Raw genomic sequence first — 21,428 nt, forward strand, 5'->3', positions numbered from 1 at the left:
GGCGGCGACGACCCGGACCAGGCGGGCGTACCGGGCCCGGTGCGGCTCGGGCAGGTCGAGCGGGGTGACGCGCAGGACGGCGGTGCGCGGTACGGGCTCGGCGCCGGCGGCGTCGTCCAGTACTTCCCAGACGGGTTCCCCGGCGAGGAGACGGCCCGCGAAGGCGACGCAGGCCGCGCGGACGTCACGGTGTGTGCCGGGGCGGCCGTACGTCTCCGCGAGGAGCGCGGGGCCCCCGGCACCGGCAGCCGCGCCGCGGCGAGCCGGACCGCCTCCTTGCGGGCGGTCACCTTGGCGTCCGGCGCGCGCAGCACCTCGCGGAGCTGCCCGGCCAGCACGGAGGGCGCGGCGTACCGGGAGGCCCGGGTGGCCGCGTACACGGCGGTCCGCGCCCTGTCACCGGCCGCGTGCGCCAGCAGTCCGGGCAGCGCGTCGGCGGGCCGGCCGGTGTGCGCGAGCTCGGCGAGCACCGGCTCGGCGAGCACCGGTCCAGCGGCGCAGCAGCCGCGCGCCGTCCGGCAGGGGCGCCGACCGCCGGACGGCGCGGACCCGCCGGTACAGCGGAAGCCCGGCGTCCGCGGCCTCGTCGGCCAGCCGCCGGGCGAGCGCCCGCTGCCGGCGCGGCACCCAGCGGCGCGCCCCCCGCCGGGGAGAGTCTGCCCGGCGGCGGGTGTGCGGGGTACGGGTTTTCCGGCGGTGGCCTCGGGTCCGTGGGGCGGATTCTTCGGCGGTGGCCGCAAGCCGGGCCCGGCGTGTGCGAATAGGGGGCGGGGCGGCTGGAGTCGAACCAGCGTGTTCCGGTTGTGGAGACCGGCGCGTCTGCCTCTGCGCTACGGCCCCGCCCTTGCCGGTGATCGTAGCGGAGCCGGCCGGCGGGCGGGAGCCGGAAAGAACCGGTCACCGGTGAGGGTCCGGCGCCGGTGCGGCGCCCGGCTCACCAGTCCGCCACCCGGTAGTCCTTCAGGAAGACCCCGGACAGCGGCGCGCCCGCCTCGCCGCGCACGATCGGGTCGTACACGCGGGCCGCGCCGTCCACGATGTCCAGCGGTGTACGGAATCCGGCGCCCGCCATCCGCGCCTTCTTCGGCGCGGGGTTCTCGTCGGTGATCCAGCCGGTGTCGACGGCGCACATGTGGACGCCCTGATCGGCGAGTTCGGCGGCGCTGGTGCGGGTCAGCATGTTCAGGGCGGCCTTGGCCATGTTGGTGTGCGGGTGGCCCGCGGTCTTGTTGCGCACCGCGAAACGGCCCTCCACGGCCGTCACGTTCACCACGTAGCGGCGCGGGCGGTCCGCGGCGAGCAGCAGCGGGAGCAGCCGGTCGCAGAGCAGCGCGGGGGCGAGGGCGTTGACGAGCTGGGTCTCCAGGACCTCGGCCGGATCGAGGTCGCCGAGCCGCGCCGACCAGGAGTTCTCCGGGGACGGGTCGGGCAGCAGCCCCGCCTCGTCGGCCTCGCGCAGCGCCACGGGCAGCGTCGATGCGCCGCCGGGCAGCGCCCGCATCGGGACGAACCCCGGCGCCGGCCGCACGCCCGGGGGCAGCTCGCCCCGCTCCCCTGCGGCCAGCAGCGCGTACGACTGAGGGGGTCTGCGGACCGTCTGGGCGGCGTTGTTGACGAGGATGTCCAGCGGCTCGCCCTCCTGGCGCAGCCGCTCGCACAGGCCGAGCACCTGGCGCGGGTCGCGCAGGTCGACGGCGAGCACGGTCAGCCGGTCCCACCACCGCTCGCTGCCCGGTTCGGCACGGAAGCGGCGCACCGTGTCGTGCGGGAAGCGGCTGGTGACGAGGAGTTCGGCGCCGTCGCGCAGCATCATCAGGGCCAGCTGGAAGCCGATCTTCACCCGGCCGCCGGTGAGCAGTGCGCGGCGGCCGGACAGATCGGTGCGCATCGCGCGCCGGTCCCGGTTCTCGGCGGCGCAGTCCGGGCACAGCCGGTGGTAGAAGGAGTCGACCTGTCGATAGAGCGCCTTGCAGACGTAGCAGCCACGCGGCCGCCGGAAGGCGGGCGGGGGTGCAGACGTGATGACGGTCGCGGTCGGTACCGAAGTCACTGCCGGTGCCAGGGCCGGTGTCTCAGGCACCTTCAGCGGCGCGTCCTCCCGCCGGTCGAGCGCACCCGTCGCCGTGTCGGCCATCACCGCCGCGTCCGCCGCCGAGTCCTCCGCGCCGCGGGCCTTGCGGCGGCGCAGCCGTCCCTCGCGGGTGAAGGAAGCCGCGACCTGTTCGGCCCGCAGCCGCACCGGATCGTCGACGGGGAGCGCCCGCAGCCTGCCCACCGTGCGGTGGAACGCCGCCAGCTCGTCCTCGGTGATGCCGCCGCCGTCCGTCATGTGCCCCCGCCCGCGCAGTCCTTGGCGGGGCCCCGGCCGGATTCGAACCGGCGTATCCACCCTGAGAAGGCGGCGAGTCTGCCTCTGCTCTACGAGGGCCCCGACGCGCGGCCCGGGCGGCCGGATTCGAACCGGCGTCCTCCTGCATGCCATGCAGGCGCGCCAGCCACTGCGCTACGCCCGGGTGCGCCCGATGATCGTAACGGCGTCCTCCCGCCCCGCCCAACGGATTTACGGCGCACCCCCGCGGTGCAACGGTGAGGAGTCGGGGGTGAACGCCGTGGCCCAGACGCATGAGTGGATGTTCTACGAGGTCATGTGGCGGAGCTGGGCGGGGCGGGCCAGGATCCCGTACCCCGTGCCCTGGTGGGCGCAGCAGGCCTTCCGGCGGTGGAGCGACGCCTTCGACGCCGGGACGTACGACTCGAAGGAGGCGGCCTTCGCCTCCAACGCCCTGTACCGCTACTGGTCCATGGTCGGGGTTAAGGACCACCGCCAGGAGTCCCTGGTCGGGCAGGCGGGCGAGATCGAGCCGGTCTACGACAAGTACTGCCTGTCGTTCTTCCTGTTCGACCCGCGGACGGGGACGCTGCGGCTGCCGCAGTTGCCCGAGGGCGGCGGCGTGGAGCAGCGGATGGAGGCACCGCACCTGCCGGTGGTGCTGACGACGTTCCGTACGCCCGAGGGTGTCGAGTTCGTGCAGCGCACCTTCACCACGACCGTGGGCCCGCGGCAGCGTGACGTGACGGTCGCGCGGGTGACCGTGGGCAGTCCGACGGGCGAGGCGCGCGAGGGGCTGCTGTGCGCGGCGCTGATGCCGGCCGGGCCGAGCGGCTTCCAGCGGCACGACCGCGACGGCCACACGATCACCGACCGCAGGCTGACCTGGCTGCGCCATCTCCCGGACGAGCGGCGGGTGGAGACCAACTCCGGCTGGGGCCCGGTCTTCGACACCGCGCCCGACCTGTACGGGGTGTACGGCAACCCCGACGGGTCGGCCGACCCGGACGCGTATCTCGCGCACAGCCCGTTCCACGACCTGGTCATGGGCGGGAAGCCGAACGGCGCCCTGGCGGCGGAGGACCAGGTGGCCGGGTTGTGCAGCGCGGTCTTCGGCTGGCACTTCCGGCTGGCCAGGAGCGACGTCTTCGAGGTCGGCGTACGGCTGCCGGTGGACCGGTGGAGCGGGCCCGCCGACCTGGCGGAGCTGCGGGCGGAGCCGGTGGAGCGGCTGGAGAGCGCGAACCGCGACTTCTGGACGGCCAAGCTCCTCGGGCAGGGCGTGCAGCCCCGGCTGCCGCGCGCCGTCGGCCACCTCCCCGGCCTGTTCCGGCAGGCGCGCTCGCAGTTGCTGATCCTCTCCGACCGGGGCGAGATCCATCCGGGGCCGACCGTCTACGACTCCTTCTGGATCCGTGACGCGTCGGTGGAGGCGACGGCCTGCTCGCTGGCCGGCGACACGGCGCTCGCCGGACACCAGCTCGGCACGCACCACCCGCTCCGCTTCAACCAGGGCCGGGGCCGGATCGGGCCGTGCGCCGAGTACGGCTTCTACGGCGGCCCGCACGAGAAGGACGCCCACGAATGGGACAGCAACGGGCAGGCCCTGTGGGCGATCGGCCGCTTCGACCGCACGAGCGGACCCGGCGCCGGCTTCGGCGCGAAGCTGTACGTCCCCTACGTGCGCGACGCCGCGCGCTGGATCCGCGACAACCGCGACGGCGTCGGTCTGCTGCACCCCGGCTGGAGCGCGGAGCACCTCGGCGAGAGCGGCAAACGGCACTTCTGGGACGACCTCTGGGCGCTGGCCGGGCTCTACGAGGCGGCCCGGCTCGCGGAGCGCGTCGGGGCCGCCGAGACCGCCGAACTCTGGGCCGCCTACGACGACATGGCGCGGGCGACGGGGGACGCGATCAGGTGGGTGATCGGCGAGCAGCGCTCGCACGGCGCCTGGGAGACGTACATCCCGACCGGGCCCGACGACGTCGGCCGGCTCGACTCCACGATGATCGGCGCGGCGGCGTACTTCCATCCGCTGCGTCTGCACATGGGCAGCAAGCTGGGCGACGAGGTGGACCGCGCGGCGCGCTGGACCCTGGACACCATGTACGCCCGCTTCGTGACCGGTGGATACCGCCACGAGGCCGCCTGGAACGCCTACGGCCCTTACCTGACCCTGCAATTGGCGCACGCGTATCTGCTCGCCGGTGATCCGGGCCGGGCGGACGCGCTGCTGGGCTGGGCGGTCGGCGCCGCTTCCCCGGTGGTCGCGGGACGGCCGGCCGCGCTGGGCGCCTGGAACGAGCAGCAGGCCTTCCCCGTGGCCTCCGACTTCGCCGAAGTGCCCGGCAGGCCCTGGTACATGGGCGACATGCCGCACGGCTGGGCGGCCGCCGAGTATCTGCTGCTCCTGCGCGACATCCTGTTCTTCGAGGCCGACGAGGACCACGATCCGCACGTGTACATCGCGCCAGGAGTACGGCCGCACTGGGTCCCCGGGGGCGAGCGGGTCGCGGTGGACGCGGCGCCGACCCTCTTCGGGGAGCCGTTCGGGTACCGCCTCACGCATGATCCCGCGCAGCGGACGGTGACGGTGGACATCACGCGGGCGCCGGAGCGGGTGCGGTTCGTCTACCCGTGCCGGTTCGGCACCGTGCGCTCGGCCTCGGCCGACGGGCGGCAGCTCGCGGTGACGGGCGACGACGTGCGGGTGCCGGCGGGGACGGTGCAGTTCACGGTGGCGTACGGGTGAGAGCGGGCCGCGCCCGGACCGGGGGCGCGCCGGTTCATTCCCGGACGCGCCGGAGGCCGAGACGTTCCTTCTCGGAGAGGCCGCCCCAGACGCCGAAGCGCTCGTCGTTGTCGAGCGCGTACTCCAGGCAGGCGGTGCGCATCTCGCACATGCCGCAGATGCGCTTCGCCTCGCGGACCGAACTGCCCGGCTCGGGGAAGAAGAAGTCGGCGCCCGTCTGCGCGCACAGCGCCTGTTCGTGCCATGTCAGGTCCGGCGCGATGGTCGTTTCGTTGTGCATGGCGCGATCGTGCCGTGCGGCGAAAAACGTTCGATCAACGCGCGCTCAACGCGACTGTCGAGCCCGGCCACCAAGAGCGCGGCGGCTTCGGCTTCCGTGACAGCCCGTGGCAGCTGCGACTCCGATGAGTGGCAGCTTCGACTCGATGATGGGCGCCTCCCGCGCCGGGCGCACGGCGGCGCGCGGAACATGTCACGGGACGTGTCGCGAGGACGGCCGACGGTGATTGTCGGTGGGCGGTGCCAGACTCGGCGGTGCAGGCAACGGGACTCATCGAGGAGGGCACCATGCTCACCACCCGTTTCGTCACGGGCGCTCCGAACTGGATCGACGTCGGCACGCCCGACCTCGACGGCGCCGCTTCCTTCTACGGGGACCTCTTCGGCTGGCGGTTCCTGCCGTCGGGGCCCGGAACCGGCGGTTACGGCGTCTTCGAGCGGGACGGAAGGGCCGTCGCCGGCGGGATGCGGACCACCGCGGAGCAGAACCCGCCCGCCTGGACCGTCTACTTCCACAGCCCCGACGCCGCGGCCACCGCCGAGGCGGTCGAGCGGACCGGGGGCCGGGTCCTCGCACGGCCGTCCGCCGTCACGGACGAGGGCACCATGGCACTCCTCGCCGACAAGGCGGGCGTGCCCTTCGGCGTCTGGCAGCCGGCCGCGATGAAGGGGTTCGACTTGGCCGGGGAGCCGGGCTCGCTGTGCCGGGTCGAGCTGCACACCCGGGACGTCCCGGCGGCGGCCGCGTTCTACGCCGCCGTGTTCGGCTGGGAGACGTACGGTGTCCCGTTCCCCGGCGGCACGTACACCACCGTATGCCCGGCGGGTGCGGAGGAGGACGCCATGTTCGGCGGCCTCGTCCCGCTGGCCCCCACCGGCCCCGGGGCGACCGGGAGGACCGGGGAGGACGCGTGCTGGCTGCCGTACTTCGAGGTCACCGACGCCGACGCCACGGCCGCGAGGGCGCGGGAGCTGGGCGGCCGGGTCCACGAGCCCGCCACCGACGTGCCGGGCGTGGGCCGGCCGGCGCACCTCACGGACCCTTACGGGGCCCGGTTCGCGGTGATCAGGACCGATCCGGAACGGGGCTGAGGGGACGGGACGCCCTGGAGCGGGGACGGCGCCGGAGCGGGGACGGCGCCGGAGCGGGGACGGCGCCGGAGCGGGGACGGCGCCGGAGCGGGGACGAGGGGCCGCGGGGGGCCGCGCGGGGCGAGGGCACCGACGCCCGCCGTCACTCAGGCGGATTCCCGGCGCACCAGGGTCGTCGGCAGGACGACGGTCGCGGGAGGGCCCTCCGGGCTCTCCTTGCCGCTGCGGCCGTCGATGTCCCGCAGCAGCATGCGGGCCATCAACCGGCCCATGCCTTCGATGTCCTGACGGACCGTCGTCAGCGGCGGCTCGGTCTGCTCGGCGACCGGCAGCATGTCGTCGAAGCCGATCACGGCGACGTCCTCGGGCACCCGCCGCCCCTGTTCGCGCAGGACTCGCAGCGCTCCGGAGGCCGTCAGGTCGTTCGCGGCGAAGACGGCGTCCACGTCCGGGCAGCGGGCGAGCAGGGCCCGCATCGCGCGTTCACCGCCCGCGTGCGTGAAGTCGCCCTGTTCCACCAGGCCCGGGTCCGCGTCGACCCGCCCGTCCTTGAACCCGTCGAGCCGGTCCACCGCGGACGTCTGGTCGAGCGGTCCCGTGATGTGCGCGATCCGCGTGCGCCCGAGGGCCATGAGGTGGCGCACGGCCTCCCGGGCCCCGCCCCGGTTGTCGCTGTCCACGAAGACCGGTTCGGCCGCGCCGCGCGGTCCGTCGCCCCAGCCGGGCCGTCCGCCGAAGACGGTGGGGACACCGGCGCCGTGGATCAGTCCGGGCAGCGGGTCGTCCAGGTGCAGCGAGAAGACGAGCGCCCCGTCGACGTGGCCGCCGGCCAGATAGCGGGCGACGCGCACGTGGTCGTCGCGCCCCTCGGTCAGCAGCAGCACCAACTGGGTGTCGTGCGCGGTCAGTTCCTTGCTGATGCCGCGGAGCTGGAGGGCGAAGAAGGGGTCGGCGAAGACCCGGGTCTCCGGTTCGGCGATGACGACGGCGACGGCGTCGTGGCGCCGGGTGACGAGGCTGCGGGCGGCCTGGTTGGGGACGTAGCCGAGTTCCTCCACGGCCTGTCTGACCCGCGCCACGAGGGGTTCGCGCACTCCGTCGCCGCCGTTGACGACGCGCGACACGGTGGCCCGGGAGACCCCGGCCAGCGCGGCCACGGCCTCCAGCGTGGGACGCGGCTCTGGCGTCGGCTCGGTCACCTCGGGGCTCCTCCTCGGCAGTTGCCGATCAGGATAACCGGGCGGCAAAGCCGGTCGCGCAGCCGTCATGACCGGGCGGCAAACCCGTTGCGCGGGGCGCCGCGGGCGGGTGATGATCACGCCATGACGATGAGAAAGGCCCATGCCGGCTGACCGCCCGACGACCCGGCTGACCGGGTACGCCCGCCTTCCGCGCCCCTACCGTGACCGGCACGTCGTGCACAGCACGGTCGACGCCCGGGGCCGCGCCCACTGGCTGGTGACCGACCGCCCGCCCCAGCCGGGCCGCCGCAAGCCGTACGACGCCGTGATGGTCACGGTGGAGGACGGCCGCCCGTACGAGACGCATCTCTCGGTGGTTCCGTGGCGGTTCACCGTGTTCGACGTACTGCCCGACGGCGGTTTCGTGGTCGCGAGCACCCGTTCACGGACCGGCGAGCAGCACGTGCAGGTCTTCGACGCCCTCGGACGGCCCTCGTGGACCTTCCGCGTCGGTGACGCCATCTCGCAGTTCCTGGCCGACGCCACTGGTGACCTCTGGGTCGGTTACTTCGACGAAGGCGTCTACGGGGACGACGAGTTGAGCTTCCCGGGCCTGCGCCGGTGGAGCGGTACCGGTGAGCCGCTCTGGCGGCACGAACCGGGCCCCGGGCACGGCGACATCTCCGACCTCTACGCGCTGAACGTCGCGGACGACGCCGTCTGGGCCTGCCCCTACCAGGACTTCCCGCTGCTGGAGATCCGCGGCGACCGTGTCGTGCGCGCGCTGCGCAACCCGGTGCACGGCGCGTACGCGCTGGCCGTGCACGGTGACCGCGTGGTCTTCCTCGGCCGCTACAGGGCCGACCGGAGCGAGTTCACCGAATGCCGGCTGACCTGGGACGCGGTGGAGCCGGTGGCGTCCGGCCCGCTGGTCCGCCCGGACGGCGAAGCCTTCGACCCCCGCCTGCGTCACCACGTGGTCTGCCGCGGCCCCCGCCTCTACCTCCAGGAGGAGCCGTACACGGAGTGGGCGGTGCTGGATCTCGCCGTCTCCTAGTGAGCGTGCTCGTGCGGCTCGTACCCCGGGATCGTGCCGTCCGTCTTCTTCACCAGGAACAGGCCCACCATCCCCATGTCGGAGTGGCTCTGGACGTGGCAGTGGTACATCCAGGCGCCCGCTCCGACCCCCTCCCCCGCGATCACCTGGAAGCCGAACGAGTCGGCGGGCCCCACGATCTTGTTGTCGATGACCTGGCTGGGGTCGTCGGGGCCGGTCAGCAGGCCCGTCCGGTTGTCCGCCCAGCGGTGACCGTGCACGTGGAAGGTGTGGTAGTACTCGCCGTGGGTGATCATGACGAACTCGACGCGGTCGCCGACGGTGGCCTCGAAGTCGGGCCCAGAGTGGGCGGGCCGGTTGTTGATCGTCATGTCGTTGAAGACGACGGTGAAGGTCCTGTCGGGCAGGACGTCGCCCGCGCGCCGGACGATCACCGGACCGTAGAGGCCCTTGCGGATGCCGCCCGTGCCGTGCTCCGTGCCCACGACGTGGTCGTGGTAGTGCCAGTAACCGGCGCTGCCCGCGCGCCAGGTGCCGTCCGCGCGGCGGCCGGGCGCGTGGGTGCGCCAGGTGTAGGTGCGGGTGCCGCCCGGTTCGACGTCGCTCTTGTTGAGCCTGGTGCCGTCGCTGGAGATCTCGTAGTCGAGCCCGTGGACGTGCAGGCTCGCCGCCGTGTCCGTGGTGTTCTCGAACTCGATGTGCAGGGTGTCGCCTTCATTGAGTTCGATCAGCGGTCCGGGGATCGACGCCTTGCCCTTCTCCAGGCCGTAGCCGAGCTGTCCGTCGGCGAGTTTCTCGGCGTACAGCCTGATGTGCCGGACCTCGCCGCCCGCCGGTGCGGTCTTCGCGGCCTTCGCGGCCTTCGGGGAGTCGGCGCTGAGGGCGTCGGAGGTCAGCGACGTCAGCGACAACGATGTCGCGCCGGCCGCGGCGGCCGCTCCGCCCAACAGCATCCTGCGGTTGATACCGCGTCTGTCCATCCCGAACTCCCCATCGCTGTGCGGATGTTGCTACGGACATTGCTGTGGACGCCGTTCCGGATGCCGCGGAGCCGATCCGGTGCGACGGTAGCCCCCGGCCCTTCGTTTATCCACACTCAGGACAAAGTTCGTCGCAACGCGGTCATACCTATTGGCGAGTCGCGAAAAGAGGTCTAGCTTCCTTGGCGCTGTTGCTGTGACCGACGAGGAGTGGATGCACCCATGCGGCTCACATCGCACCAAAGGGCACGCGACTTACCGGCCTTCCGCGGCAGACGGCGCCGCGCCTGGGCCGCCGTCCTGGCCGCCGGAGCCATCACCTCGGGAGTGCTCTCGGGACCGTCCGCGAGCGCCCGCCCGGCTTCCGATCCCGAGCTGACAACGATGTCCGTCAAGTCGCCGCCGGGCAGCGCCGACGTACGGGTGCTGCTCTTCTACGGCTCGGCGGCGGCCGGCGAGGAGTCCCCGGTGGTCGACGCCGGGATCGAGGCGATCGAGCGGATCGGTCTGACGGGCCCCGCCGCCCAGCGCTTCGCGGTGGAGGCGACGGACGACGCCTCGGTGTTCACCGACGAGGCGGCGCTCGGCCGCTTCAACTCGGTCGTCTTCCTGACCGGGGGCGGCGACGTCCTCGACCCGGAGCAGGAGGCCGGCCTGGAGGCGTACATGGAGGCGGGCGGCGGTTTCGTCGGCATCCACGACGCGGCCCGCGCGGAGCCGTACTCGGACTGGTTCACCGGGCTCGTCGGCGCCCGCCCGGCGAGCACGAGCCCCGCGGCCGTGCAGCGCGCCACCGTCGAGGTCGGCGACCGCACCCATCCGGCCACCAAGGACCTGCCCGTCCAGTGGAAGCGCCCCGACCAGTGGCTGAACTGGGCGAAGAACCCCTCCGGCGAGGTGCACACGGTGGCCCGGGTGCGCGAGTCGAGCTATCAGCCGGGCCAGAGCAAGAACGGCTGGGACCACCCGGTGAGCTGGTGCCGTGACTACGACGGCGGCCGCTCCTTCTACACCGCCATGGGCGGCACGGCCGCCAGTTACGACGAGACGGACTTCCGGAACCATCTGCGCGGGGCCCTGCTCTGGACGACCCGGCTCGCGCGGGCCGACTGCAAGGCGACGATCGACGCCAACTACAAGGCGGAGCGGCTGACCAAGCCCAACCAGCCGGGGCAGAACGACCAGATCGGCGAGCCGCACGGCCTGGTGACCGCACCCGACGGCCGGGTGCTGTACATCGGGCGTGGCGGCGCCGACTCCTCGCAGCCGGTGGTCACCGACTGGAACGACCCCGACATCGGCAAGGGGCGGGGCGAGATCCACGTCTACGACCCGAAGACCGGGCAGGTCACCCTGGCCGGCGCGCTCACCGTGTTCGGCAACAAGGGCGGCGGCGACGAGCTGACCAAGGTGGAGGAGGGCCTGCTCGGCATCGAGCTGGACCCGCGCTTCGAGGACAACGGCTGGGTGTACCTGCACTACACGCCCCACTCGAAGATCAACCGGGACACGCGCATGGCGGAGCGCCGCGTCTCCCGCTTCACCCTCGACCTCACCACGAACAGGCTCGACCTCAACAGCGAGAAGGTTCTGCTCAAGTGGCCGGTGCAGATCCACAGCTGCTGCCACGCGGGCGGCGGGATGGCCTGGGACTCCAAGGGCAATCTGTACATCGCGACGGGTGACAACAACTCCAGCGGCTTCAGCGACGGTTACTCGGGCAACAACCCGCAGCCCAACTACAAGGGCGTGTCCTTCGCCGACGCGCGCCGCACCGCGGGCAACACCAACAACCTCAACGGCAAGATCCTTCGCATCCACCCCGAGCAGGACGGCACGTACACCCTCCCCGAGGGCAATCTCTTCACCGGGAAGGAGACGGCCGAGGGCGGCGGCAAGACGCGCGGCGAGATCTACGTGATGGGCGTGCGCAACCCGGCGCGCATCTCCGTCGACAAGAAGACCGACACGCTGTACGCGGGGTGGGTCGGTCCGGACGCGAGCGAGCCGTCGACGACCTGGGGCCCGGCGAAGTACGACACCTTCGCCGTGATCACGAAGGCGGGCAACCGGGGCTGGCCGTACTGCATGGGCAACAAGCAGCCCTACCGTGACCGCAATCTGCCCGACCCGGCGAAGCCGCTGGGCTGGTACGACTGCGACCACCCGAAGAACGAGTCGCCGAACAACGACGGTCTGGTCAATCTGCCGCCGGTCACCGGCAACAACATCTGGTACTCGCCGCAGGGCGGCGGCCCGGACTTCCCGCGCGACGCGAACGGCGTCCCCTCGTACAAGCAGAGCGAGGCGACGTACCTGCTGCCCTGGCTGAAGGGCGGCGGGCAGGCGGCGATGGACGGGCCCGTCTACCGCTACGACGCGTCGGTCGCGAGTGTGACGAAGTGGCCCGAGTACTGGGACGGCAAGTGGTTCGTGGGCGACTTCTACGACGCCGACCAGCCGCGCAACGCCGTGCTCACCGACCCCGCGACGGCCGGTGACGGCGGACTGCCCGTCCACTCGGAGTCGCTGAAGAAGATCGTGCCGGTCGGCAACGACGGCATCAAGAACCTCATGGACTGGAAGTTCGGTCCCGACGGCGCCCTGTACGTCCTCGACTACGGCCGCGGCTTCTTCACCTCGGACGGCAAGTCGGCGCTGTGGCGCGTCACGTACACGGGCGGCGGGCCGACGCCGGCCGCGGACCAGCTGGTGAGGAGCGCGGGATGACACACGAGAGGCGAAGAGCCGCACGGCTGTGGACGGCGCTGCTGGCCGCCGTGCTGATGGTGCTCGGGCTGACGCCGACGGCCGCGTACGGGCGCGCCGACGACACACCTTCCAGGACTTCGGCGGCGGCGCAGGAGCTGACCTGGACCGCCGGTGACGACATCGACTCCTACACCTCAGCGCCGCAGACGGCGGTCGCGGGGCCGACGACGATCGTCTTCGAGAACAGCGCGGCGACCGGCAACACCACCGGCATGCCGCACACCCTGACCTTCGACGTCTCCGGTGACGGGTACAACCACGACGTCCAGCTCAACATCCTGGCCAACCCCTTCGACGACCAGGGCGGCCGGCACACCGCCGAGGTCACCCTGACCCCGGGCCGCTACCGCTACTTCTGCACCATGCCGGGCCACGAGCGGATGCAGGGCGTCCTCGTGGTCACGGAGGGCGGCGGCGAGGACACCACCGCGCCCGAGACCTCGGCCGAGGTGGCCGGTACGCGGAACGCGGACGGGGCGTACGTCGGCTCGGCGACCGTGTCCGTCTCGGCGACGGACGCCGGTTCCGGCGTCGACTGGATCGAGTACGCGCTCGGCCCGGACGGCGCCTGGCAGCCGTACACCACGCCGGTCGTCGTCGACCAGGTGGGCGCCCACACCGTCCGCTACCGGGCGGTGGACAAGGCGGGCAACACGGCGGCCGAGAGAAGCGTCGACTTCACCGTGGTCGCGCCGCCGACCGACGACACGACACCGCCGGACACCTCGGCGACGGTCACCGGTGAGCAGGACGCGGACGGTGCCTACCTCGACATGGCGACGGTCACCGTCTCCGCCTCCGACACGGGCTCGGGGGTCAACACCGTCGAGTACGCGGTGGACTCCGGGGCCTGGCAGCCGTACTCCGGACCGGTCATGGTGCACGCGCTCGGCGCGCACACCGTGAAGTACCGGGCCACCGACAAGGCGGGCAACACCGCCGCCGACAAGAGCGTCGCGTTCACCGTCGTCGCGCCGCCCGCCTCGGACACCACACCCCCGGTGACCGGCGCGAGGGTCGAGGGCACGAAGAACTCCTCCGGCGCCTACGTGAGCAGCGCCAAGGTCACGGTGAGCGCGACGGACGAGGGCGGTTCGGGCGTCGCGGCCGTGGAGTACTCGCTCGACGGCGGGCCCTATCTCGCCCACACCGCCCCGGTGGTGGTCGACCGGGCCGGCGCCCACACCTTCGCCTACCGGGCGAGCGACAAGGCGGGCAACACCTCGGAGCCGCGCACCGTGAGCTTCACGGTGGCGCCGGGCGGGGTCCCCGCACCGCCCTGCCCCGAGTACGACGAACGGCTGACGGTGATCGTCGGCACCGTCGACTCGGGCGTGCCGAACCGGCTGACGAACAACCGGTGCCGGATCAACGAGATGATCGAGGACGAGAAGGAGTGGACGTCCCACGCGCTGTTCCTGAAGCACGTGCGGACCGTCCTCGGCGCGCTCCTCAAGGAAGGCGTGATCGACCAGCGCGAGTCCGGCCTGATCAGCGCGGCGGCCGACGAGTCCGGCATCGGCACCCCGGGCCAGACCGACGGCTACCGTACGCTCTTCGACGGCACGCAGTCGTCGTTCGACAAGTGGCAGCAGGTGGGCGGCGGTTCGTTCGCGCTGAACGCCGACGGCACGATGACGTCGGGGACCAGCAGGGACGGGCTCGGCATGCTGTGGTTCCCCGAGCGCAAGTACGGTGACTTCTCGCTGAAGCTCCAGTGGCGCGACGACGCCCCGGGCACCGGGAACGCCAACTCCGGTGTCTTCGTACGCTTCCCGTGGGTCCTGGACCACCCGGAGGAGTCGCGTCCGGAGTGGGTCGCCATCGAGTACGGGCACGAGGTGCAGGTGCTCGACCGGCCCGACGGCGACATGTACAAGACGGGCTCGGTCTACGGCTTCGACCGGGTGGGTCTGGCCGGGGCGGGCGTCACCCAGAAGGGCACCTGGAACGACTACGAGATCCGCGTGGTCGACCAGCACTACTCGGTGTTCCGCAACGGCGTGCTGATCAACGAGTTCGAGAACACGGGCGGCCAGGTCTTCGAGCCGCCGCGCTCGGACGACCCGGGCACGGACGGCCGGCGCTTCGCCTCCGGCTACCTCGGGCTCCAGGTGCACAGCGTCACGGACGTGGTCTCGTACCGGGACATCCGGATCAAGGAGCTGTGAGCGGCTGAGCGGCTGAGCGGCTGAAAAGAGAAGGGGGCGGCGGCCGGTGGCCGCCGCCCCTCTCCGCTCTCAGCGCTTGGCGCGGCTCGGCTGTACGCGCTTGGGCTCGCCCGGCATCTTCGGGTACTCGGGCGGGTACGGCAGGTCGCCGAGCCCGTGGTCGTGCTCGTCGCGGGCGGCGAGTTCGAGCAGGGCCTCCAGGGAAAAGGCGTGGTCGTCCATGTCGGCGTGCACGTCGCCGAGTTCGGCGTAGCGCCGGCCCATGGTGGCCAGGTCGAAGTCCTGCGGTACGGCGTCGCCGACCTCGTCCCAGCGCAGCGGTGCGGAGACCGGCGCGTGCGGGCGGGGGCGCACGGAGTAGGCGGAGGCGATGGTGCGGTCCCGGGCGGTCTGGTTGTAGTCGACGAAGATCTTCTCGCCGCGTTCCTCCTTCCACCAGGAGGTGGTCACCTGCTCGGGCATCCGGCGTTCCAGTTCGCGTCCGGCGGCGATGGCGGCGCGGCGTACCTGCGGGAAGGTCCAGCGCGGTGCGATCGGGACGAAGACGTGCAGGCCGCGGCCGCCGGAGGTCTTGGGCCAGCCGCGCAGGCCGCCGTACTCGTGCAGGACCTCGCGCAGTTCGCGGGCGGCGCGCACCGCGTCGGCGTAGTCGGTGCCGGGCTGCGGGTCGAGGTCGAGCCGGAGTTCGTCGGGGTGGTCGACGTCGTCGCCGCGCACCGGCCAGGGGTGGAAGGTGAGCGTGCCGTACTGGGCGGCCCAGACGACGGCGCCGGGCTCGGTGGGGCACATCTCGTCCGCGCTGCGGCCGCTGGGGAAGGTGATGTGCGCGGTGGGGATCCAGTCCGGCATGTTCTTCGGGGCGCGCTTCTGGAAGAACGACTCGCCGCCGACGCCGTCCGGGTAGCGCTCCAGCGTGGTCGGACGGCTGCGCAGGGCCCGCAGGATGCCGTCGCCGACGGCGAGGTAGTACTCGGCGAGGTCCAGCTTCGTGAAGCCGCGCTCCGGGAAGAAGACCTTGTCCGGGCTGGACAGCCGCACCGTCCGGCCGCCCACCGCCAGTTCCACCGCATCGCCCATGCGAGTCAGGGTAGGCGTATCCGGCATACCTCGCACACCGGGCGAACAGTGACGATACGCCGCAGAATCGGTACATGGATCTGCCGGTGATGCCGCCCGTGAAACCCATGCTCGCCAAGTCGGTGGCGAAGATCCCGCCGGACATGCACTACGAGGCGAAGTGGGACGGGTTCCGGGCGATCGTGTTCCGCGACGGGGCCGAGATCGAGCTCGGCAGCCGCAACACCAAGCCTCTGACCAGGTACTTTCCCGAGCTGGTCGAGGCTTTCGCCAAGCGGCTGCCCGAGCGGTGCGTCCTCGACGGCGAGATCGTGATCGCCCGGGAGGGCCATCTCGACTTCGACGCGCTGACCGAACGCATCCACCCCGCGGACTCACGGGTCCGCATGCTGGCGGAGAAGACCCCGGCGTCGTTCGTCGCCTTCGACCTGCTCGCCCTGGACGACGTGTCGCTGCTCGGCGCCCCGCTCACCGAACGCCGGGCCCGCTTGGAGGCGGCGCTGTCCGGCGCCGGCGCCCCGGTGCACGCAGCGCCCGCGACGACGGACATCGACACGGCCCGGCAGTGGTTCGAGCAGTACGAGGGCGCGGGCCTGGACGGGGTGGTCGCCAAGCCGCCCGCCTCGCGCTACCGGCAGGACGAGCGCGCCATGTTCAAGATCAAGCACGAGCGCACCGCGGACGCCGTGGTGGCCGGCTACCGCCTGCACAAGAGCGGCCCGGTCGTCGGCTCGCTGCTGCTCGGGCTCTACGACGACCGGGGCGCCCTCCAGCACGTCGGGGTGTCGGCCGCGTTCACGATGAAGCGCCGGGCGGAGCTGGTCGAGGAGCTGGCGCCGCTGCGGATGCCGGACACCGGCGCGCACCCGTGGGCGTCGTGGGCGGAGGAGTCCGCCCACGCGTCGGCCCGGCTGCCGGGGGCGCCGAGCCGCTGGTCGGCGAAGAAGGACCTCTCCTGGGTGCCGCTGCGGCCCGAGCGGGTGGCGGAGGTGGCGTACGACCACATGGAGAACGGGGTGCGGTTCCGGCACACCGCCCGGTTCCGCCGCTGGCGCCCGGACCGCACCCCGGAGAGCTGCACCTTCGACCAGCTCGACGAGCCGGTGCGCTACGACCTCGCGGAGATCCTGGGCACGTCCGCAGGGGACTGACCGGTACCCGCGAGTGGCCGGTTCGCTGCGCCGTTCGGCCCACCCGGCGCGCGTGATCCGAAATGAACGGGTATGGCCACCGACGAACGTATGAGCGCAACGTATGAACGCGCACAGTCGACGACACGGGACGTGGTGGCCACGGTGGGCATGGGACAGAGGGTGCGGCGGCGACGCGGCGCAATGACGGCGGCGCTGCTGGCCGCCGCGGTGACGGGCTCGCTGCTGACGGGCTGCACCGTCGGCGGCGATCCGCGGGACGACGGACGCGGCGCGCACCCGGAACAGCGGCCGGAGCGGACGGCGAGCCCGCGGCGGACCGCGCTCCCCGGACCGGGCGCGGGCCCCGAGCGGACCCCGGCTCCAAAACGGGCCGCGGGCCCGGTACTGGCCGTCAAGATCGACAATGTGCGGCCCGCCCGGCCGCAGTCGGGCCTGGACACCGCGGACGTGGTCTACGCGGAACAGGTCGAGGGCGGGCTCAGCCGTCTCATGGCGGTCTACGCGACGAAGCTGCCGAAGTCGGTCGGGCCGGTGCGCAGCGCCCGCGAGTCGGATCTCGACCTGCTGGGCCAGTTCGACGAGCCGACGCTCGCCTACTCCGGGGCGCAGCGCAGGCTGCTGCCGCTGATCGACCGGGCGGCGCTGCGCGGAGTCCGGCCCGAGGACGACGCCGCCGCCTACTACCGCGCCCCGGGGAGGGCGGCGCCGCACGACCTGTACGTGCGCCCGCGGCGGCTCATGGACTCCGTCCCGGGCGCCGCGGCCCTGACCACCGGCTTCCGCTACGGCCCCGCACCCTCGGGCGGCACCCCGGAGCGGACCCGCACGGTGCGCTACCCCTCGGCCCGGTTCACCTTCACCTGGTCCGCCGGGCGCGGACGCTGGCTGGTGTCCATGGGCGACACCCGGGCCGTGACCCCGGAGGGCAGGGCGGTGGCGCCCGCGACCGTGGTCGTGCAGCACGTGAAGGTGCTGACCTCCCGCTTCCACGACGTACTGGGCAGCAACACGCCGTTCACGCAGACCGTCGGGTCCGGCAAGGCCGAGGTGCTGCGCGACGGGCGCTCCTACAGGGCCGCCTGGCAGCGGCCGTCGGCGAGTTCGGGCACGGACTTCACGGCGCCGGACGGCTCGCCGCTGAACTTCGCGAAGGGGCAGGTGTGGGTGGTGTTCACCCAGGACTGACGGTCCGGGCCCGCGAGCGGCCTCAGCGGGGTGCGGCGAGGGGTTCCGCCGGGTTGCGGAGCCCCTCCGCGGCGTCCGACACCCGCTGGATGAGGTCGAAGAACAGGGTCTGCTCCGCGGCGGAGAGCGGCGCGAGGAAGACCTGGTTCATCCGGGCGGTGCGCACGGTCAGCTTGCGGTGGGTGCGCACACCGGCGTCCGTGAGGCGCAGCAGGGAGCGGCGGCCGTCCTGCGGGTCGCGGACCTTGTCGAGCAGTCCGCGGCGGCTGAGCCGGGTGACGACCTCGGCGATGGTCGACCGGTCGAGGCCCACCTTCTCCCCCACGGTGCGCTGGTCCAGGCCCGCCGGCTCGCTGAGGACCGCGTTGAGCACCGCGAACTGCGGCGAGGTGATCTCCTCGGAGACCATCGTGTTCCACAGCAGGTAGTGCGCCTGCTGGAGCCGCCGGGCGAGGTGCCCGGGATGGGCGGAGAGGTCCACCGCGGCCATGTGCGCTCCCGTGGTCGCATTGATTGGTGCACTGAACGATACCCGCAGCACACACCACCTGTCTGCGCCCCGCTCCACCCCTCGCACATATGGATCTACCTGCGAACTATTGACGCTTCGGGCTTCCGGTGGCAGCGTGTGGGCAACCTCGCTGAAATACTCAGTGCCCTGACTAATTCCGTTCCTTCCGTTCGGAGGTCCGCTCGGGGCGCTTGGAAGAGATGGGGCTTGACGGATGGACAAGGTGGTCGCCTCGGCCCTTGAGGCGGTGGCGGATGTGCCGGCGGGTGCGTCGTTGGCGGTGGGTGGTTTCGGGCTGTCGGGTGTGCCGAACGTGCTGATCCAGGCGTTGTACGAGCGCGGGGTGGGCGGATTGTCGGTGGTCTCCAACAATTGCGGGGCGATGGAGTCCGGGCTGGCGGTGCTGCTGGCGGCGGGGCGGATCGTGCGGGTGACCGGTTCCTACATCGGGGGGAACAAGGAGTTCGCGCGGCAGTATCTGGGCGGGGAGCTGGAGCTGGAGCTGATCCCGCAGGGCACGCTGGCCGAGCGGCTGCGGGCCGGCGGGGCGGGGATTCCGGCCTTTTACACGCCGGCCGGGGTGGGCACGCAGGTCGCCGAGGGCGGGCTGCCCTGGCGCTACGACGGCGCCGGCCAGGTGGCGGTGGCCTCCCCGCCCAAGGAGGTACGGGACTTCGACGGCACCGACTACGTCCTGGAGCGCGGCATCCGCACCGACTACGCCCTGGTCCGCGCGGCCAGGGGGGACCGGCACGGCAACCTGGTCTTCAGCAAGTCCTCCCGCAACTTCAACCCCCTCGCCGCGATGGCCGGGCGGGTGACGATCGCGGAGGTGGAGGAGCTGGTCGAGCCGGGCGAGCTGGATCCGGACGCGGTGCACCTGCCGGGCGTCTTCGTCCAGCGCGTGGTGGCCCTCACCCCGGAGCAGGCGGCGGACAAGCGGATCGAGAAGCGGACGGTGTCCGCGCCCGCAGAGAGGGTGAGCGGCTGATGGCCTGGACACGGCAGGAGATGGCCGCGCGGGCGGCACGCGAGCTGCGCGACGGCCAGTACGTCAATCTCGGCATCGGGCTGCCGACGCTGATCCCCAACTACCTCCCGGCGGGCGTGGAGGTCACTCTGGAGTCGGAGAACGGCATCCTGGGCACCGGCCCGTATCCGGCCGAGGAGCAGGTCGACCCGGACCTGATCAACGCCGGGAAGGAGACCGTCACGGTCCTGCCGGGGGCGTCCTACTTCGACTCGGCGCTGTCGTTCGCGATGATCCGGGGCGGGCACATCGACGTCGCCGTGCTCGGCGCGATGCAGGTCTCGGCGGGCGGGGACCTGGCGAACTGGGCGGTGCCGGGGAAGATGGTCACCGGGATCGGCGGGGCGATGGACCTGGTGCACGGCGCCCGCACCGTCATCGTGGTGATGACGCACACCGCCAAGGACGGCTCCCCGAAGATCCTCGAGGAGTGCGTGCTGCCGCTGACCGGCCGGGCCTGCGTGAACCGGATCATCACCGACCTCGGCGTCCTCGACATCACCCCCACCGGCCTCACCCTCACCGAAACCGCCCCAGGGGTGACGGTGGAGGAGATCACCGCCAAGACCGACGCCAAGATCCGTATCCCGGAGGAGAGCCGGCCGTGAGGGACGTCTACATCGTCGACGCCGTCCGTACGCCGGTCGGCCGGTACAACGGCGCGCTCGCGTCGGTCCGCCCGGACGACCTGGCCGCGCACGCCATCCGTGAACTCCTCGCCCGTACCCCCGACTTGGACCCGTCCCGGATCGAGGACGTGTACGTCGGCAACGCCAACGGCGCCGGTGAGGAGAACCGCAACGTCGGCCGCATGGCCGCGCTGCTCGCCGGTCTGCCCACCAGCGTCCCCGGCGTGACCGTGAACCGGCTGTGCGCCTCCGGTCTGGAGGCGGTCGTGCAGGCGGCCCGCGCCATCCGCTGCGGCGACGCCTCGATCGCCGTCGCGGGCGGCGTCGAGTCAATGACCCGGGCCCCGTACGTGCTGCCCAAGAACGACAAGCCATTCCCGGCCGCGCACACCGAGCTGTACTCCACCACGCTGGGCTGGCGCATGGTCAACCCGCGGATGGAGCCGCAGTGGACGATCCCGCTGGGCGAGTCGGCCGAACTCATCGCCGACAAGCACAAGATCAGCCGTGCGCAGCAGGACGAGTTCGCCCTCGCCTCCCATCAGAAGGCCGCGAAGGCGCAGGCGGAGGGCCTGTTCGACGCCGAGCTGGCGCCCGTCACGATCCCGCAGCGCAAGGGCGACCCGCGCGTGGTCGCCGCCGACGAGTCCGTCCGCCCGGACGCCTCCCTGGCGGCGATGGCCAAGCTGAAGCCGTCCTTCCGTACGGCGAGCGAAGCGAGATGGGGGTCCCCCCGGCCGGAGGCTGGGGGAGGGACGGTCACGGCGGGGAACGCCTCGCCGCTCAACGACGGTGCCGCCGCCCTGCTCCTGGTGGACGAGGAAGGGCTGAAGGCCACCGGCCGTGAGCCGCTGGCCCGGGTCTCCGCCACCGGCGTGCACGCCCTCGACCCGGACTACTTCGGGCTCGCCCCCGTCGAGGCCGTCAACCGCGCCCTCGCCAAGGCTGGGAAGAGCTTCGCCGACCTGGACGTCCTGGAGCTGAACGAGGCCTTCGCCGCCCAGGTGCTCGGCTGTGTCGCCGAGTGGCCCGAGTTCGACCCGGCGGTCCTCAACCCGCAGGGCGGCGCCATCGCCCTGGGCCACCCGCTCGGCGCCTCCGGTGCCCGGCTCGCCGGCACCGTCGCCCACCGGCTCGCCCGCAAGGGCGGCGGAGTCGGCGTCGCCACCCTCTGCATCGGCGTCGGCCAGGGCCTCGCCCTCGTCCTCGAACGCTAAGAAGCTCCAGGA

The 21,428-nt window shown here is 72.5% G+C and carries 16 protein-coding genes, 3 tRNA genes and 1 pseudogene; 10 read left to right on the forward strand and 10 right to left on the reverse strand.

Annotation, left to right across the window (positions count from 1 at the left end; translation table 11 throughout):
* From ACFV6E_RS39220 to ACFV6E_RS39240, 5 genes and pseudogenes are all read right to left on the reverse strand, one after another.
* A pseudogene (locus ACFV6E_RS39220) lies at window positions 1-485 on the reverse strand (hypothetical protein); the annotation flags it as partial.
* Between the two features lie 281 nt (window positions 486-766).
* Window positions 767-842: transfer RNA gene (locus ACFV6E_RS39225), tRNA-Trp, on the reverse strand.
* A gap of 92 nt (window positions 843-934) precedes the next feature.
* The gene (locus ACFV6E_RS39230) at window positions 935-2,329 is read right to left on the reverse strand and encodes an SDR family NAD(P)-dependent oxidoreductase (RefSeq protein ID WP_385169851.1); all 1,395 of its coding nucleotides are present in this window, start codon (window positions 2,327-2,329) and stop codon (window positions 935-937) included.
* 26 nt (window positions 2,330-2,355) lie between these two features.
* Window positions 2,356-2,430: transfer RNA gene (locus tag ACFV6E_RS39235), tRNA-Glu, on the reverse strand.
* Window positions 2,431-2,440: 10 nt separating this feature from the next.
* Window positions 2,441-2,513 (reverse strand) — tRNA-Ala (locus tag ACFV6E_RS39240).
* A 96-nt stretch (window positions 2,514-2,609) separates the two neighbouring features.
* Between ACFV6E_RS39240 and ACFV6E_RS39245 the strand changes: the two genes are divergently transcribed.
* Window positions 2,610-5,081 (forward strand): hypothetical protein, encoded by a 2,472-nt coding sequence (locus ACFV6E_RS39245; protein WP_385468338.1) that lies wholly within the window; start codon window positions 2,610-2,612, stop codon window positions 5,079-5,081.
* A 34-nt stretch (window positions 5,082-5,115) separates the two neighbouring features.
* On the opposite strand, the gene ACFV6E_RS39250 is transcribed toward ACFV6E_RS39245, so the two are convergent.
* Window positions 5,116-5,361 (reverse strand): WhiB family transcriptional regulator, encoded by a 246-nt coding sequence (locus ACFV6E_RS39250; protein ID WP_385169857.1) that lies wholly within the window; start codon window positions 5,359-5,361, stop codon window positions 5,116-5,118.
* A gap of 287 nt (window positions 5,362-5,648) precedes the next feature.
* Here ACFV6E_RS39250 and ACFV6E_RS39255 point away from each other — a divergent pair, with 287 nt between their 5' ends.
* A complete protein-coding gene (locus tag ACFV6E_RS39255; protein ID WP_385169860.1) occupies window positions 5,649-6,452 on the forward strand; it encodes a VOC family protein in 804 nt (267 codons plus the stop codon).
* A 146-nt stretch (window positions 6,453-6,598) separates the two neighbouring features.
* Here the strand turns inward: ACFV6E_RS39255 and ACFV6E_RS39260 are convergent, their stop codons facing one another.
* Entirely contained in the window at window positions 6,599-7,651 is a 1,053-nt protein-coding gene (locus ACFV6E_RS39260; RefSeq protein WP_385169862.1) for a LacI family DNA-binding transcriptional regulator, read from the reverse strand.
* A 142-nt stretch (window positions 7,652-7,793) separates the two neighbouring features.
* Between ACFV6E_RS39260 and ACFV6E_RS39265 the strand changes: the two genes are divergently transcribed.
* Window positions 7,794-8,690, forward strand: a complete 897-nt coding sequence (locus tag ACFV6E_RS39265; RefSeq protein ID WP_385169865.1) for a hypothetical protein — start codon at window positions 7,794-7,796, stop codon at window positions 8,688-8,690.
* Here ACFV6E_RS39265 and ACFV6E_RS39270 read toward each other — a convergent pair.
* On the reverse strand, window positions 8,687-9,670 hold the full coding sequence (locus tag ACFV6E_RS39270) for a multicopper oxidase domain-containing protein (RefSeq protein ID WP_385169867.1): 984 nt from the start codon (window positions 9,668-9,670) through the stop codon (window positions 8,687-8,689). The genes ACFV6E_RS39265 and ACFV6E_RS39270 overlap by 4 nt on opposite strands.
* Window positions 9,671-9,892: 222 nt before the next feature.
* Here ACFV6E_RS39270 and ACFV6E_RS39275 point away from each other — a divergent pair, with 222 nt between their 5' ends.
* Together ACFV6E_RS39275 and ACFV6E_RS39280 are read left to right on the forward strand one after the other, a co-directional pair.
* Window positions 9,893-12,400 (forward strand): ThuA domain-containing protein, encoded by a 2,508-nt coding sequence (locus tag ACFV6E_RS39275; RefSeq protein WP_385468341.1) that lies wholly within the window; start codon window positions 9,893-9,895, stop codon window positions 12,398-12,400.
* Entirely contained in the window at window positions 12,397-14,613 is a 2,217-nt protein-coding gene (locus ACFV6E_RS39280; RefSeq protein WP_385468344.1) for an OmpL47-type beta-barrel domain-containing protein, read from the forward strand. Before ACFV6E_RS39275 ends, ACFV6E_RS39280 begins: the two co-directional genes overlap by 4 nt.
* 69 nt (window positions 14,614-14,682) lie before the next feature.
* Here ACFV6E_RS39280 and ligD read toward each other — a convergent pair whose 3' ends face one another.
* A complete protein-coding gene (gene ligD / locus ACFV6E_RS39285) occupies window positions 14,683-15,690 on the reverse strand; it encodes a non-homologous end-joining DNA ligase (RefSeq protein WP_385169872.1) in 1,008 nt (335 codons plus the stop codon).
* 74 nt (window positions 15,691-15,764) lie between these two features.
* Between ligD and ACFV6E_RS39290 the strand changes: the two genes are divergently transcribed.
* Window positions 15,765-16,841, forward strand: coding sequence for an ATP-dependent DNA ligase (locus ACFV6E_RS39290; RefSeq protein WP_385169875.1), 1,077 nt, complete (start codon window positions 15,765-15,767; stop codon window positions 16,839-16,841).
* A gap of 90 nt (window positions 16,842-16,931) precedes the next feature.
* Window positions 16,932-18,029, forward strand: a complete 1,098-nt coding sequence (locus ACFV6E_RS39295; RefSeq protein WP_385468347.1) for a DUF3048 domain-containing protein — start codon at window positions 16,932-16,934, stop codon at window positions 18,027-18,029.
* Between the two features lie 22 nt (window positions 18,030-18,051).
* Here the strand turns inward: ACFV6E_RS39295 and ACFV6E_RS39300 are convergent, their stop codons facing one another.
* On the reverse strand, window positions 18,052-18,519 hold the full coding sequence (locus ACFV6E_RS39300) for a MarR family winged helix-turn-helix transcriptional regulator (RefSeq protein ID WP_385169880.1): 468 nt from the start codon (window positions 18,517-18,519) through the stop codon (window positions 18,052-18,054).
* 235 nt (window positions 18,520-18,754) lie between these two features.
* Between ACFV6E_RS39300 and ACFV6E_RS39305 the strand changes: the two genes are divergently transcribed.
* From ACFV6E_RS39305 to ACFV6E_RS39315, 3 genes are read left to right on the forward strand one after another with little or no spacing between them, the layout of a single operon-like run.
* The gene (locus tag ACFV6E_RS39305; RefSeq protein WP_385169882.1) at window positions 18,755-19,531 is read left to right on the forward strand and encodes a CoA transferase subunit A; all 777 of its coding nucleotides are present in this window, start codon (window positions 18,755-18,757) and stop codon (window positions 19,529-19,531) included.
* Entirely contained in the window at window positions 19,531-20,178 is a 648-nt protein-coding gene (locus ACFV6E_RS39310; protein ID WP_385169885.1) for a CoA transferase subunit B, read from the forward strand. The genes ACFV6E_RS39305 and ACFV6E_RS39310 overlap by 1 nt, the downstream gene beginning before the upstream one ends.
* Complete coding sequence (locus ACFV6E_RS39315; RefSeq protein WP_385468349.1) at window positions 20,175-21,416, forward strand: thiolase family protein; 1,242 nt, start codon at window positions 20,175-20,177, stop codon at window positions 21,414-21,416. The genes ACFV6E_RS39310 and ACFV6E_RS39315 overlap by 4 nt, the downstream gene beginning before the upstream one ends.
* Window positions 21,417-21,428: the final 12 nt, after the last annotated feature.

Source organism: Streptomyces sp. NPDC059785, assembly GCF_042732375.1.
Lineage (GTDB): Bacteria > Actinomycetota > Actinomycetes > Streptomycetales > Streptomycetaceae > Streptomyces.